Genomic DNA, 14,543 nt, shown 5'->3' on the forward strand with positions numbered 1-14,543 from the left:
AGCCTGCCAGGCAAAAGCGGGCCCGGCCCACCATGTGGACCGGGCTCGGTGGAATCAGCTCAGGACGGCGAGGGCGTCGATTTCTACCAGCATGTCGGGGAGGGGGAGGCCGGTGAAGACGGTGGTGCGGGAGGGCAGGACGCCGCTCGGGGTGCGGGTGGACATGAACTCGGCGTACGCGTCGTTCATCGCGGTGAAGTCGTCGCGGGTGGTCAGGTAGACGCGCAGCATCAGGACGTCGTCGATGCTCGCACCGCCGGCCTTCAGGATCGCCTCGATGTTCTGCAGGACCCGGGTGGTCTGGGCCTTCACGTCGCCGGTGAAGACGAACTCGCCGCTGGCCGGATCGACCGAGCCCTGGCCGGACACCTGCAGGATGTTGCCCTTGCGTACCCCCTGCGAGAACACCGGCATCGGGGCGGGTGCGTCGGTGGTGGAGATGACGGTCTTGTCGGACATCAGGTCTGACACCTCTCAGTTGTAGTCGGCACTGATTGCGGCTGCGGTCGCGAGCAGGTCGGGCAGGAGCTCGAGCACCTGCTCATAGTTCAGCAGTACGTCGGGAATCGACAGGGACACGGCCCCCACGATCCGCCCGGCATGATCCTTGATCGGCGCACCGAGACAGTTCATGAACGACTCGTGCTCGCCCCGGTCCTGCGCCCAACCGCGCTCCCGGACGCCATCGAGCTCATCCCGCAGGGCGTCCGCATCGGTGATCGTGCTGGGCGTGTAGGCGTGGTAGTCCATCGAGACGAGCAGCGCCTCCCGCAGCCGCTTGGGCTGCGCGGCCAGCAGCACCTTGCCGACCGCGGTGCAGTACAGCGCCGCCGGTACGCCGACCTGCGAATACATCCGCACCGACCGGACACTCTCGAGCTTGTCGATGTAGACGACCTCACCGTTCTCCCACGCGGCCAGGTGCACGGTCTGCCCGGTCTTCTGGTTCAGCTCGCGCAGATGCGGTGCCGCGACCTCCTGTACGACGTGCTGCTCGCGGGCAACGTCCGCCAGGGCGAACAGTCGCGACCCCAAGCGATACCGGTGCGCCGCATCACGCCGTACGAACCGCTCGGACTCCATGGTCCGGAGCAGCCGCAGCACAGTCGTCTTGTGTACGCCGAGCTCCGCCGCCAGCTGATCGAGCGACCGCTCCCCCTCGCCCAGACTGGCTAGGATCTGCAGGGCCCTGCCGAGGCTCTGACTCATACCTTCGTCGCCGCCCACTCCTCGTCGGACGCCGCCAGCAACCGCTCGCGAACCTCCGGCTCGAACGGTGCGGCGTGGTCCTCCGGCACTGCCAACACCGCAGCGGCGGTCAGATGCCCAAGCCTCAGCCGCTGCTTCATCGGCAGGTCCTGCAACGTCCCAGCGAGGAAGCCGGCCGCAAATGCGTCACCTGCACCGACCGGCTCGACCACGTTGACCGTGAGGGCCGGGACCTCGGTACGACGACCACCCGGCTCCAGCACGACCGCAGTGTGCGCGTCGTCCTTCACCACCAGCGTGCAGCGCCCGCCGAGGCGTTCGTGCAGCTCAGCCGGGTCCTTGGTGCCGGCGAACACCAACGCCTCGTCCGCCCCGATCAGTACGACGTCAGCCGCGCGCAACACGCGCCAGAGCGGCTCCGGATCCTTGTCGCGCCAGAGCACCGGCCGCCAGTTCAGGTCGACGCTCAGGATGAAGTCGTGGCTCGCCTCGGCTAAGCGCGTGAGCATGTCAGCTGCCGTGGCGGAGATGGCTGCGGTGATGCCGGTGGTGTGCACGACCTGTGCGCTCCCCAGTCGGTCCTGGACGGCCGGTCGATCCAGAAAGCCCGGATCCATCGCGGCCGCCGCGGAGCCGGTGCGGTAGTAATGCATGCGAGAGCGCCCGTCGAAGGACTCCTTCACATACAGCGCAGTGGGCCGGTCGGGATCCAGCTCGACCCCACCGACCTCAACACCTCGGCCTTGCAAGTCACGCAGTACCTGCCGGCCGAAGCCGTCGTCGCCGAGTCGCGAGACCCAACTGGTGGCGACACCCAAGGCAGCGAGCCCACCGGCCACGTTGCACTCCGCACCGCCCACCGAGCGCCGGAACGACTCCACGTCCTCGAGCGCCGTGCCCGGCGTCCCCGCGAGCATGATCATCGCTTCGCCGATGCACACGGCGGTCGCGCCCGTCTCAGCGAGCGGGTCCGGCATCGGCACTCCTTGGGGGCGAAGTGATGAGATGGGTGTGAAACACCGGTCATTGACGCAACTTTGGGCGTGATGTTACAACCGTCAGGTCAGATTACGCAATGAGCGTTGCATAATCTGCAACCACCCACGTTAGAGGACACTCGATGCCTGCTTACGATGCCGACGCCGTCGCCGCTCTCGCCGAGCAGCAGGTCAGTTGGCAGGACAAGGCCCTGCCACCCGCGTTCTGGGGCAAGACCGTCGCCGAGGTCCTGGCCGGCAAGCCCCGGCTGTCCCAGCTGCCCACTCCGCTGATGACACTGTCCGCGGCCGGGATGCGCCACAACGTGGACACGCTCGCCAGCTGGTGCCAGCGGCACGGCGTCGAGCTCGCGCCGCACGGCAAGACCACGATGGCGCCTGCGCTCTGGGCGATGCAGCTCGACGCCGGCTGCTGGGCGATCACGCTGGCCAACGTCTTCCAGCTCAGCGTGGCCCGGGCGCACGGCTTCCGCCGGGTGCTGATCGCGAACGAGGTGATCTCCCCGCTGCAGCTGCGCTGGATCGCCGACGAGCTCGCGGCAGACCCTGAGTTCGAGGTGCTGGTCTGGGCCGACTCGGTCCGGACCATCGAGATCATGGAGGCGGCGCGATCGGCGTACGTCGGTCCTGACGCGCGACCGCTCGACGTACTGGTCGAGGTCGGTGGCATCGGCGGCCGGACCGGCGCCCGGGATGCCGAGACCGCGGTGGCCGTCGGGAACGCGATCGCGCAGGCGTCGACGCTGCGGCTGGCCGGGGTCGCCGGGTACGAAGGTGCGATCGGGCATGGGGTGGACGAGGCCGACCTCGAGGAGGTCCGCGAGTACCTGCGTGATCTGGTCGAGGTCCATCACCGGTTGCGCGATCTGTACCCGTCGGACGTCGTACCCGTGGTGAGCGCGGGTGGGAGTCAGTACTTCGAGCAGGTCGCGAAGGTGCTCGCGGACCTCACTGGCGAGGGCGCCCGGGTCGTGCTGCGGTCGGGTGCGTACATCGCCCATGACGACGGCCTCTACCGCCGGGTGTCCCCACTCGGCGAGACGCCGCGGACGGATGGCGAGCAGCTGATACCAGCCATGCACGGGTGGATCCGGATCGTCTCGCAACCCGAGCCTGGGTTGGCGCTGTTCGATGCGGGCAAGCGTGATCTGCCGTTCGACCAGGACATGCCGGAGCCGCAGCTGATCCGTCCCCGCGCTGACGGAGAGCCGGTGCTCGAGGCAACTGGGATGACCGTCACCAAGCTCAACGACCAGCACGGCTTCCTGACCTTCGGCGAGGTCCCGGTGGTGATCGGCGACGAGCTACGGATCGGCCTGTCCCATCCGTGTACGGCGTTCGACAAGTGGGGGCTGATCCCGGTCGTGGACGACCCGGATGCGGCCGACCCGGTCGTCGTCGACCTGGTCCGGACGTTCTTCTGACATGGCCGATCTGCTGATCACGGGGGCCGTGGTCCTGGACGGTTCCGGCGCACCCGGCGTCCGGGCCGATGTCGTGGTCGACGCCGGCCGGATCGTGGCGGTCGGCAACGATCTGCCGACGGCGCGGCGGACGATCGACGCGGACGGGCTGGCGTTGTCGCCCGGGTTCATCGACATGCACGCCCACTCCGATCTGCAGATCCTGGCGAATCCGGACCACACCGCGAAGGTCAGCCAGGGGGTCACGCTGGAGGTGCTCGGCCAGGACGGCCTGTCGTTCGCGCCGATCGACGACCCGACCCGGACCGCCGTACGACGTCAGATCGCCGGGTGGAACGGTGAGCCAGACGACTTCGACTTCAGCTGGTCGACAGTCGCCGGGTACCTCGACCGGCTCGACCAGGGGATCGCCTGCAACGCGGCGTACCTGGTCCCGCAGGGCACGCTGCGGATGATGATCGTCGGCACCTCACACCGGCCGGCCACCCGGGCCGAGCTGGACGAGATGAAGCGGTTGCTGGCCGAAGGGCTCGAGCAGGGCGCGGTCGGGATGAGCAGCGGGCTCACCTACACACCGGGGATGTTCGCCACCACCGACGAACTGGTCGAGCTCTGCGAGGTCGTCGCGCAGTACGGCGGTTACTACGGCCCGCACCAGCGTTCGTACGGCGAGGGCGCGCTCGACGCGTACGGCGAGATGGTCGAGGTGGCTCGCCGGTCCGGCTGCGCGCTGCACCTGACCCACGCGGTGATGAACTTCGGGCCGAACCGGGGCCGCGGCGCCGAGCTGGTCGCGATGATCGACAAGGCACTCGCGGCCGGGATCGACGTCACCACCGACACCTATCCGTACTTGCCAGGGGCAACCACCCTGGCGGCGATCCTGCCGAGCTGGACGGCCGAGGGCGGTCCGGACGCACTGGTGGCCCGGCTGCGGGATCCGGCCGCGCGCGAGCGGATCACCTACGAGATGGAGAACCTCGGATCGGACGGCTGCCACGGCTGCGTGATCGAGTGGGACACCATCGAGATCGGCGGCGTCCGGCACGACGCGGTGGCCGGCGCGGTCGGGAAGACCATCGCGGCGCTGGCGTCCGAGAGTGGGCAGGCGCCCGCCGACGTGTTCTTCGATCTGCTGATCCGCGACGACTTGGCGACCTCGATCCTGCAGCACGTCGGGCATGAGGAGAACGTCCAGACGATCATGCGTCACCGCAGCCACACGGGCGGTTCGGACGCGATCCTGGTCGGCGGGAAGCCGCACCCGCGGTCGTGGGGTACTTTCCCGCGCTACTTGGCCCGTTACGTCCGGGAGCTCGGTGTCCTAGACCTTGCGGACTGCATCCACCACCTCACCGGTCGGCCGGCTGGCCGCCTCCGCCTGACCGATCGCGGGCTGGTCCGGCCGGGATACGTGGCTGACCTCGTGCTGTTCGATCCCGCCACCGTCCGCGATACGGCGACCTTCGAGGAACCCCGCCAGCAGGCGATCGGGATCCCGTACGTGTTCGTGAACGGGACGCCCGTCATCGACGACGGCCATCGCACCGACGCACTGCCGGGTCACGCGATCCGGCGTACCAACCTCTGAGAGGAACCTCAATGTCTACGCTGGATCTGCTGCGGGCCGACCGGGTGCTGACCGTCGTCCGGGCGCCGGAGATCTCCGATGCCCGGGATCTGTGTGCCGCGTTGGTTGCTGGCGGCATCCATGTGGTCGAACTGACCTACACCACGCCCGACCTTCCCCGGCACCTCGAGCGGGCCGCGTCGACGGCTGTTGAGACGGGTGCGGTGGTTGGCGCCGGTACTGTCCTGACCGGGCTGCAGGCACAACAGGCCATCGATGCAGGGGCGCAGTTCCTCGTCACGCCAGGTCAGGGTCCGGAGGCGGCTGCTATCGCCTCGTTGGCGGGCGCTGCCGACATCCCGGTGATCCTCGGCGCCTTCACGCCGTCGGAGGTGATGACCGCGCTGGCACTCGGGTCGGCCGCGGTGAAGATCTTCCCGGCGCACCAGCTGGGACCCAAGTACTTCAAGGACCTGAACGGCCCGTTCCCCGGCGTACCGCTGATCCCGTCGGGCGGGGTGAACGCCGGCAACGCCCGGGACTTCCTCGACGCGGGTGCTCTTGCCGTCAGCGCCGGTACGGACGTGGTCGCGCCGGCCGACGTGGCTGCGGCCAACTGGGACACCATCACCACGAAGGCCAAGACCTTCTGCGCCGCACTCCAGTCATGAAGGTGACCGCGGTCGAGACCATCCGCCCGCGGGTTCAGTCGAACCTGTGTTTCGTCCGGCTGCACACCGACACCGGACTGACCGGACTCGGCGAATCGTTCTACGGCGCTAGGACTGTCGAGACCTATATCCACGAGTCGGTTGCGCCCGTCCTGCTCGGGCTGGACGATCCGTCCCCGCAGCAGATGGCGGCGCTGCTCACGCCGTACGTCGGTTATCAGGGCAGCGGTGCCGAACAGCGGGGTAATGGCGCGGTCGACATCGCGTTGTGGGATCTGATGGGGCAGGCCACCGGTCTGCCATTGGCCCGATCGCTCGGCGGGGCGGTGCGCGACCGGATCCCGACGTACAACACCTGCGCCGGCGTGCGGTACGTCAGCGCGACGACGCGGCAGAACTCGTCCAACTGGGGTGTGGCGGAGGACGGTCAGTACGAGGACCTGTACGCGTTCATGCACCACCCGGCTCGGCTCGCGCGGGAGTTGTGGGACGAGGGTATCCGGGGGATGAAGATCTGGCCGTTCGATCAGGCGGCCGAGGCGAGCAACGGCACTGACATCACGCCGCGGGAGCTGGCCGCCGGGCTCGAGGTCGTCGCGGCGATCCGGGCCGAGGTCGGGCTCGAGATGAATCTGATGATCGAGTTGCACGGGCTGTGGACCCGGACCGCGGCGGCGAAGATCGCGCGGGCGCTGGCGGAGTTCCGGCCGTACTGGATCGAGGATCCGTTGCGGCCTGACGCTGTGGCTGCGCTGGGTGCGTTGCGGGCGGAGATCGGGATGCCGATCGCGACCGGCGAGACGTGCACCGGTCGGCGGGGGTTCTTGCCGCTGTTCCAGGCGGGTGCGGTCGACGTGGCGACGCTCGATATCGGGTGGACTGGCGGCCTGACCGAGGCTGCGAAGGTCGCGTCGCTGGCCGACACCTTCTCGGTGCCGATCGCGCCGCACGACTGCACCGGGCCGGTTTCGCTGGCTGTCTCGACTCACCTCGTCTGTAGCCAGCCGAACGGTCTGATCCAGGAGACCGCTCGCTCGTTCATCCGCACTTGGTACGCCGAGCTTGCAGAGGGGTACCCGACGGTGGCCGGCGATGAGATTGTGCTGCCGACGACGCCGGGTCACGGCGTCCGTCTCCATGACGACCTCGGGCCTACGCAGATTTCACGGCTCTGATCACTGCACGGTGATGCTTCCGTAGCTCGTGCGGAGGTAGAGGCGGTTGGTGGAGGTCGGGTCGCTGGGGACCTTGAGCTTGGTCGTGCCCTGGGCCGCGACGGCATCGACTGCGTACGTCGCGGACCGGGGAAGCTGGACGGTGAGAGAACCATCGCTGGCGGTGGCGGTGACCTGGTTGGGTACGTCGTCGAACATGAGGTCGACCGAACCGCGTTGGGCGTCGACCGAGACCCGTGGGCTCCGCAGCCGGGTCATCGTCACCGAACCGTCGAGGGAGTCCACGGTCAGCGGGGACGCGACCCCGACGACGGTGAGCGAGACGCGCCCGACCTTCGCCTGTACCGCGGACACGGCCGGGAGTTCGACGGTCAGATCCACCTCGCAGTGCGAATCCGGGCACCTGGTGTCGATGGTGAGCTGGTCGCTGACCGTCGAGACCTGGACGGCCGGCTTCGCGGCGCCGTACGAACCGTCGACGGTCACGTGCACCTGCCCGTCGACGCTCGCCAGCAGTTGGGTCGGCACCTCGGTCTCTACGCGGATGCCCTTGGAGCCTGGGGCGTAGGAGGCGGAGTAGTTGTACGGGAGCTTGCCGCGGATCGTTGACACCGCGACGGCTGCCCCGCCGAGGACCAGCACCAACAACGGGACCAGCCCGATGATCAGCATCCTCCGCTGCGCGGTCGTCATCAGGACTCCAGGAACTTCAGTACGGCGAGTACGCGCCGGTGCTCGCCGTCGGTCGGGGCCAGGTGGAGCTTGAGGAAGATGTTGCTGATGTGCTTCTCCACCGCGCCTTCACCGACCACGAGGGCCTGGGCGATGCCGGCGTTCGACTTGCCCTCCGCCATCGCCCGGAGAACGTCCTGTTCCCGCGGACTCAGGATCGCGAGCGGATCCACTCGACGCGAGCGCACGAGCAGCTGGGAGATCACCTCGGGGTCGAGGGCCGCGCCTCCGCCGGCGACCCGGCGTAGTCCGTCGATGAACTGGTCCACATCCGCGACGCGGTCCTTCAGCAGGTAGCCCACGCCGCCGGGGTTCCCGCCGATGAGTTCGCTGGCGTACCGCTCCTCGACGTACTGCGAAAGCACCAGTACGCCGATCTCCGGGAACTGCTCGCGAATCACGAGCGCCGCCCGCAACCCTTCATCGGTAAACGTCGGCGGCATCCGCACGTCCACAACACAAACATCCGGCCGATGCTCCGCCACCGCCTTCAACAACGAGTCCCCGTCCCCCACCGCCGCAACCACCGAACACCCCTGCTCCACCAACAGCCGAACAATCCCCTCCCGCAACAAAACCGAATCCTCAGCAATCACAACCCGCACAACCCCACCTCCCCACACCTGCTCATCAGCACGGCACCTCCGCCGAAAGAACTGTTGGACCACCCGGTGGACTGAAGACTCGGAGCCAGCCGTCTATGCCGGATACTCGGTCTGATAGGCCTTGGAGGCCGGTGCCGGTGGTGAAGGTGGCGCCGCCTTGGCCGTCGTCGCCTATTTCTATCCGGATCACGTCGGCCTCGCGGTCGATGGAGACCCAGGCCTGGGCTGCGGCAGCGTGTTTGGCGATGTTGGTGAGGGCCTCCGTCACCACGAAGTACACGATCGACTCGACCGTCAGCGACGGCCGGGGATCCACGGCGACCTTCACCCGCACCGGCACCGGCGACCGCGCCGCGACCGCCGAGATCGCCGCGTCCAACCCACGATCCGACAGCACCGGCGGATGCAACCCGCGGGTCAGATCCCGGATCTCGGCAATCGCCTGCAGCGCCTCCGAGTGCGCCTCTTCTATCAACGTACGCACCGCCGGATCCTTGTCCCCGAGCCGGTTCTTGGCCCGGCCAAGCGTCATCGCCAACGAAACCAGCCGCTGCTGAGCACCGTCGTGCAGGTCACGCTCCATCCGCCGCCGCTCGGCCTCGACCGAGTCGACCACCTGCTGCCGGCTCGTCACCAGCTGCGTCACGCGCTCCGCCAGCGCACCGGTCTCCGACCGCCCCAGCAACGACCGCGCCAACCACCCGTCCAGTGCCGACGCCGTCCGCATCAACACCGGCGACGCGACCAGCAGGAACACCCCACCGATCACCGCGGCAACCGACGCCTTCGTCATCGTGTCGATCACGAACGGCCCGAGCTGCGCCTGCGCCGCCGCGAACCGCGTGTAGTACAGCGGCAACGCCATCAGCACCGGCGGCACCGACCAGGCCACCAGAATCGCCACGATCCACACCATTGCCATCGGCAACAGCAGGACGTAGTACGAGAACTGCCGCCACAACCCCTGATCGACCACGGCCGCCCGAGCATCCCCGATCCGCGACCCGGTCGGCGGAGGCGGCACCAGCGGCAGCACCTCCTGCCCCCGCGTGATCCGCGCCCGCGCCCGCTCCCACCCCGCCACCGCATACACAAGCCGGTTCGCACCAACGGTCAGCGGAATCCCGACGAACGCCAGCGGCCACGCCAGGACCGTGACCACCACTGCCCCCAGCACCAGCACACCAGAAGTGAGCACGACGAACGCGTCGCCGAGCAGATGGATCGTTGCCAACCACAAGTACGGCGACCGCCACAGCCGCCACGGCGTCCGGGGAACCGGACTCGCGATACTCGTCACCCGGACCACCTCCCCGTGTCAGCGCCGATCGCACGACCAACCTACGACGCCCACGAACCGGCCGACATCGGGATATCCCACCGATCGCATGTCGGGTTAACCCCACCCAGGTTCGTGGGCTGGCCGGACTGCGTCGGCCGCCCGTCGGCGGAATCCTCGAAGGCATGACGACGACACTCTCCGAGCACAGGACACTCGACGGCAGACTCGGCGACGCGATCGACGACCGCGTGGCCGACGCGCTCGACGACTACCTCGCCGAGGGCCGGCTGGACGGCCGGATCCGCCCACGCCGCTCCCCCGGCGGGCTGGCCACACTCGTCGCCGCCGGAGTCGCGGCCGTCCTACTGCCCTGGTGCCTGATCCTCGCGGCCACCCTGCCGAGCACCTACCAGGCCGGCAACTGGAAGCTCACCTGGATCGGCCTCGACTGTGGGACCGCGATCGCCGCCGGGCTGACGGCGTACCTGCTGCACACCCGCAGTAGGTACGCCGTCATGACCGCCATGGCCGCCGGGACGCTGCTGATCGCGGACGCCTGGTTCGACGTCAGCACAGCGGGCGCCGGGTTCGACCGCCGCCTCTCCCTGACCGAGGCACTCCTCCTGGAACTCCCGCTCGCGCTCTGCGCGTTCCTCGTGGCAGCACGCGAGCTCAGGAGGCGCTAGCCGATCAGCTCCAGGACCGGACCCTCATGCAGCGCCTGGTAGACCTTGTCCCGCAGGACATTGGCCTCGGCGTCGGTGAGCGTCCGATCCACCGGCCGGAGGATCAGCCTGACCAGGAGGTTCCGCTGGCCCGGGGACAGCTGGAGACGTTCGCGTGCAGTCGTCGGCAGGTCGTCGTACGACGTCTCACCGAGCACCTCCAGCGACTCCGCGGCATCGGCGTCCACCCCGAGCGCGTCCCGGACCTTGTCGCCGAGCACCTCCGCCGACACGTCCGTCGACGCATCAACCACAACGGAGAGGTCCCGGCGGACCGGCGGCATCGACGACACCGACTTGTACGGCGACAAGTCGAGCATCTGCCCCATCACCCGGGCATCCGTTGACCTGAGCAAGCGAATGTCCCGGATACCCTTACGCAGCATCAGAAGCCGATCGAGCCCCGACCCCAGCGCCAGTCCGGTCCAGCTGTCGTCCAGCCCGGCCAACCGGAGCACATGCGGCGCGGCGACACCACACTCACCGATCTCGATCCACTGATCGTCCAGCAATACGTCGACCTGTCGGCCGTGGATCGTATAAGGGTGAACCGCCGGCACCGTCCGGTACTGCTGCCCAGGCAGCAAGGTGTCGACGAGGCGAGCGATCAGGTCCTCCAGCTCCGGCTCGCCCAGCGTGACGTTCCGGCTGATCCGCCACAGGTCGAGCTGATGCGGCGTACCGGTGTGCTGCCAGTCGACCGAGTCACGGCGATAGGTGATCCCCGCGCAGACCATCAGTACGTCGGACGACTCGGATGCCGCGAGTTCCCGCAGGGCCGGCGGGATCATCGCCGACGTGTGACTTCGCAGTACCTCGGTCTCCGACGCGTACCGGGTGTAGCGCTCCTCCCGGGTCACCGCGTCACCGGCGTACCCGAGATTGTCGTAGTTGTCGGCCAGCGAGACCACGGGATGGTCGCGCCGGGTCCAGATCTCCGTATAGGGCCAGGTCGTGGCGAGCGCCGTACGCACGGAGTCGACGATCAACTGGATGGCGTGCGGGCCCTGAGCCGGGTCGGTGAGGTCACGAAGGGCCAGGGCAGCGTGAAGTTCAGCAGTAGTAAGAACAGACATGGGTCTCTCTCCAGGTAGCGGTCTCGACGAGGAATCCACCCCGGCCGGCCGCAGTCAGATCAGGAGAGAGCGCAGCAGCACCTCACCCCGTCAGCACTGTCGTGCCGCCCGGGGCGCAGAAATCGCTGCCCGTACCGCTTCATACCCACCACTTTACTCAATGCCTCAACTTATTTCGCGGGACCAGCGAGCGAAGCGATGCAACCATGGGCGGCATGCGATGGATCGACACTCTTGAAGCCGCGGCCGCCGAGAAGTTGCCGGAGGCCGTGCACCGATACTTTCGGCAGGGCTCGGCCGGTGGGGTCAGTGTCGGCGAGGCGGTGGCGGCCTGGTCGGCGTACCGGTTCCGGCCGCGGGTGCTGAACGACGTCTCCTCGATCGACCTGAGCACCACCGTCCTCGGTACGCCGGTCGACGCACCGATCCTGGTCGCACCGTCGACGATGCAGCGGATGGCCGACCCGGACGGCGAGATCGCGATGGCGCGCGGCGTACTCGCGGCGAAGTCGGTGCTCGGGGTCTCCAGCAACGCCGGGACGAGGTTCGCCGAGTTCGGCGCGGCCGGAGTGCCGTGGTGGCTGCAGATCTACATCCTGCGGAACCGCACCATCACCGAGCGGATGCTCGACGCCGCGGTCGAGGGTGGGGCGCGGGCGATCGTGCTTACCGTCGACACCCCGGTCGTCGGCCGGAAGGAAGACGACGGTCAGACGGTCTGGGAGCTGTCCCAGCCCGGTCAGTTTCTGGCCAACCTGCCCGAGGGCGACTGGAGTGACGACGACCTGGACAAGGCCGATGACCTGAGCCCCGACAGCATCGGCTGGCTGGCCGAGCGCACCGGTCTGCCGGTGGTGGTGAAGGGCGTCCTGCGCGGTGACGACGCCAAGCGGTGCGCGGACGCGGGCGCCGCGGGCGTCATCGTGTCGAACCACGGCGGCCGCCAGCTCGACGGCTCGATCCCGACCGCCCGGGCCCTCCCCGAGGTCGCCGAGGCGCTGGTCGGGACCGGCACCGAGGTCTACGTCGACGGCGGCATCCGCCGCGGCGAACACGTCCTCACCGCGCTCGCCTTGGGCGCCCGCGCCGTCTTCGTCGGCCGCCCCGCACTCTGGGCCCTCACCGTGGACTCCTCCGCCGGTGTCACCCGCCTCCTCACCGATCTGGCCGAAGAGCTGGACCACACCCTCTGCCTCGTCGGTCACCCGACGCCTGGCTCCCTCACCCCGGACCTCATCGTCCCTAGCTGATCGACGGGTTGGGATGGAAGGAGTCGGCAGCCCGGTGGCTTGTTTCGGGGGAACCATGGAGGCGTGATGGGCGTATCTCACGGCATGGAGGGTTTGCGGATTGTCGGGCTGAACGCGTTCATGCCCGGTTTCAGGCTGGTGCACGAGTTTGCCGAGCGCAACGGACACGAGCTCGTGTTGGTGGTGACAGTTCCCGACGCCGGGAGGTACGGCGCCAGCGCGCCGATGGTGACCGAGTTGCCGGAAGGCATGAACGTGCTGATCACGCGCAAGCTGCGGACCGTGGCCGCGTCGGTGATCGACGCTCTGCGGCCGGACGTGATCATCTCGGCGGCGTTCCCGCGGTTGATCCCGGCCGAGATCCTGGAGATTCCGAAGTTCGGTGCGATCAACTGTCACCCGTCACCGCTCCCGGCCGGGCGCGGGCCGACGCCGCAACGGCTGATCTACGAAGGTGACCAGCGGGTCGGTGCGAGCGTGCACCGGACCGCGGCCGGGTTCGACACCGGCTCGATCCTCGCTCAGCGGATCGCGCCACTTCCCGAGGATCTCAACGGCAGCGCGATCATGGCGTCCTGGGGCGAACTGCTCCGCGCCTGCCTCGACGAAGCCGTGCCCAAGCTCGTGGCCGGCGACCCCGGCATCCCGCAGGACCCGGCGCAGGCATCTGACGCGCCCTTCTTCACCGATGCGGAGCGCGTGCTCGACCTGACCGAGCCATCAGCCGTCGTACGGCGGAAGGCGGCCGCGCTCAACGTGACATCCAACGAAGCCACGGTCCGGCTCGGCGGTACGACGTACGTGATCGCGCGGACTGACGTCGTACTGGGTGAGTCGAGGGCCGCGCCGGGCACTGTCCTCGCGGAGCACGACGACGGCTGGACCGTTCAGACCGGCGATCTGCCGCTACGGCTCACGCGCTAACGCCTCGCCCGCTAAAACGAAGAAGGACCCCCGGGAGATCCCGGGGGTCCTTCTCAAGCTGGCTTCTCAGAGCTGAGTAGCTCAGGCGTCGGCCGGCTCCTCGAGCAGGTTGCGGGTCAGGTTGGGGTCAACCTGGACACCCGGACCCATGGTGGTCGAGAAGACGGTCTTCTTGATGTAGCGGCCCTTCGAGCTGGCCGGCTTGAGCCGCAGAATCTCGTCCAGCGCGGCGCTGTAGTTCTCCACCAGCTGGGCCTCGTCGAACGACGCCTTGCCGATGATGAAGTGCAGGTTCGCGTGCCGGTCGACCCGAAACTCGATCTTGCCACCCTTGATGTCGGTGACAGCCTTCGTCACGTCCGGGGTGACCGTGCCGGTCTTCGGGTTCGGCATCAGACCACGCGGGCCGAGGACGCGGCCGAGCCGGCCGACCTTGCCCATCAGGTCAGGCGTGGCGACGACGGCGTCGAAGTCGAGCCAGCCGTCGGTCACCTTCTTGATCATGTCGTCGTCGCCGACGAAGTCGGCGCCGGCGGCCTTCGCGGCCTCAGCCTTGTCACCGGTGGCGAAGACGAGGACCCGTGCCGTCTTGCCGGTACCGTGCGGAAGGTTGACGGTGCCGCGCACCATCTGGTCGGCCTTACGGGGGTCGACCCCGAGGCGCATCGCGACGTCGATGGTGGAGTTGAACTTCTTGCTACCGGCCGCTTCCTTGGCGAACTTGATCGCCTCGAGCGGGGTGTACAGGTGATCGAAGTCGATCTTGTCCGCGACTGCGCGGTAAGCCTTGCTGCGTTGTGCCATTACGTCTTCTCCTGTGGCGAACGGTGTTCATCGTTCGCGCGTTGTGGTTTCTGGCGGGCGAATCGCATCGCCCTTCCACTACTGCCGGTCCACCGGGG

Annotated in this window: 15 protein-coding genes; 7 read left to right on the top strand and 8 right to left on the bottom strand. The window is 68.3% G+C overall.

Annotation, left to right across the window (positions count from 1 at the left end; translation table 11 throughout):
- Positions 1-54: 54 nt before the first annotated feature.
- Genes AB0L70_RS24430 through AB0L70_RS24440 form a run of 3 tightly spaced genes read right to left on the bottom strand, consistent with a single transcriptional unit; the run spans position 55 to position 2,186 of the window.
- Positions 55-459: a RidA family protein gene (locus AB0L70_RS24430; protein ID WP_363687825.1), complete on the bottom strand. Its 405-nt coding sequence runs from the start codon at positions 457-459 to the stop codon at positions 55-57.
- 15 nt (positions 460-474) lie between these two features.
- Entirely contained in the window at positions 475-1,209 is a 735-nt protein-coding gene (locus AB0L70_RS24435) for an IclR family transcriptional regulator (RefSeq protein WP_363687827.1), read from the bottom strand.
- Positions 1,206-2,186 (bottom strand): sugar kinase, encoded by a 981-nt coding sequence (locus AB0L70_RS24440; protein WP_363687829.1) that lies wholly within the window; start codon positions 2,184-2,186, stop codon positions 1,206-1,208. Before AB0L70_RS24440 ends, AB0L70_RS24435 begins: the two co-directional genes overlap by 4 nt.
- A gap of 143 nt (positions 2,187-2,329) precedes the next feature.
- On the opposite strand from AB0L70_RS24440, the gene AB0L70_RS24445 reads away from it, so the two are divergent.
- The 4 genes from AB0L70_RS24445 to AB0L70_RS24460 are packed head-to-tail and all read left to right on the top strand — an operon-like array spanning position 2,330 to position 7,047.
- A complete protein-coding gene (locus AB0L70_RS24445; RefSeq protein ID WP_363687831.1) occupies positions 2,330-3,631 on the top strand; it encodes an amino acid deaminase in 1,302 nt (433 codons plus the stop codon).
- A 1-nt stretch (position 3,632) separates the two neighbouring features.
- Positions 3,633-5,222, top strand: a complete 1,590-nt coding sequence (locus tag AB0L70_RS24450; RefSeq protein ID WP_363687833.1) for a D-aminoacylase — start codon at positions 3,633-3,635, stop codon at positions 5,220-5,222.
- Between the two features lie 11 nt (positions 5,223-5,233).
- On the top strand, positions 5,234-5,872 hold the full coding sequence (locus tag AB0L70_RS24455; protein WP_363687835.1) for a bifunctional 4-hydroxy-2-oxoglutarate aldolase/2-dehydro-3-deoxy-phosphogluconate aldolase: 639 nt from the start codon (positions 5,234-5,236) through the stop codon (positions 5,870-5,872).
- Positions 5,869-7,047 carry a mandelate racemase/muconate lactonizing enzyme family protein gene (locus tag AB0L70_RS24460; RefSeq protein ID WP_363687837.1) on the top strand — a complete coding sequence of 393 codons (1,179 nt, stop codon included), beginning with the start codon at positions 5,869-5,871 and terminating at the stop codon, positions 7,045-7,047. Before AB0L70_RS24455 ends, AB0L70_RS24460 begins: the two co-directional genes overlap by 4 nt.
- Here the strand turns inward: AB0L70_RS24460 and AB0L70_RS24465 are convergent, their stop codons facing one another.
- Genes AB0L70_RS24465 through AB0L70_RS24475 form a run of 3 tightly spaced genes read right to left on the bottom strand, consistent with a single transcriptional unit; the run spans position 7,048 to position 9,684 of the window.
- Positions 7,048-7,740 (bottom strand): DUF4097 family beta strand repeat-containing protein, encoded by a 693-nt coding sequence (locus tag AB0L70_RS24465; RefSeq protein ID WP_363687839.1) that lies wholly within the window; start codon positions 7,738-7,740, stop codon positions 7,048-7,050. It lies immediately after the preceding gene.
- Entirely contained in the window at positions 7,740-8,384 is a 645-nt protein-coding gene (locus AB0L70_RS24470; RefSeq protein ID WP_363687841.1) for a response regulator transcription factor, read from the bottom strand. The genes AB0L70_RS24465 and AB0L70_RS24470 overlap by 1 nt, the downstream gene beginning before the upstream one ends.
- A 25-nt stretch (positions 8,385-8,409) precedes the next feature.
- Positions 8,410-9,684: a sensor domain-containing protein gene (locus AB0L70_RS24475; RefSeq protein WP_363687843.1), complete on the bottom strand. Its 1,275-nt coding sequence runs from the start codon at positions 9,682-9,684 to the stop codon at positions 8,410-8,412.
- A 164-nt stretch (positions 9,685-9,848) separates the two neighbouring features.
- On the opposite strand from AB0L70_RS24475, the gene AB0L70_RS24480 reads away from it, so the two are divergent.
- Positions 9,849-10,352 carry a hypothetical protein gene (locus AB0L70_RS24480; RefSeq protein WP_363687845.1) on the top strand — a complete coding sequence of 168 codons (504 nt, stop codon included), beginning with the start codon at positions 9,849-9,851 and terminating at the stop codon, positions 10,350-10,352.
- Here the strand turns inward: AB0L70_RS24480 and AB0L70_RS24485 are convergent.
- A complete protein-coding gene (locus tag AB0L70_RS24485) occupies positions 10,349-11,467 on the bottom strand; it encodes a hypothetical protein (RefSeq protein WP_363687847.1) in 1,119 nt (372 codons plus the stop codon). The genes AB0L70_RS24480 and AB0L70_RS24485 overlap by 4 nt on opposite strands.
- A 215-nt stretch (positions 11,468-11,682) precedes the next feature.
- Here AB0L70_RS24485 and AB0L70_RS24490 point away from each other — a divergent pair, with 215 nt between their 5' ends.
- Together AB0L70_RS24490 and AB0L70_RS24495 are read left to right on the top strand one after the other, a co-directional pair.
- Positions 11,683-12,717 (top strand): alpha-hydroxy acid oxidase, encoded by a 1,035-nt coding sequence (locus AB0L70_RS24490; protein WP_363687849.1) that lies wholly within the window; start codon positions 11,683-11,685, stop codon positions 12,715-12,717.
- A gap of 66 nt (positions 12,718-12,783) precedes the next feature.
- Entirely contained in the window at positions 12,784-13,641 is an 858-nt protein-coding gene (locus AB0L70_RS24495; protein ID WP_363687851.1) for a formyltransferase family protein, read from the top strand.
- 81 nt (positions 13,642-13,722) lie between these two features.
- Here AB0L70_RS24495 and rplA read toward each other — a convergent pair whose 3' ends face one another.
- On the bottom strand, positions 13,723-14,445 hold the full coding sequence (gene rplA, locus AB0L70_RS24500; protein ID WP_363687853.1) for a 50S ribosomal protein L1: 723 nt from the start codon (positions 14,443-14,445) through the stop codon (positions 13,723-13,725).
- Positions 14,446-14,543: the final 98 nt, after the last annotated feature.

Source organism: Kribbella sp. NPDC051952, assembly GCF_040680855.1.
GTDB lineage: Bacteria > Actinomycetota > Actinomycetes > Propionibacteriales > Kribbellaceae > Kribbella.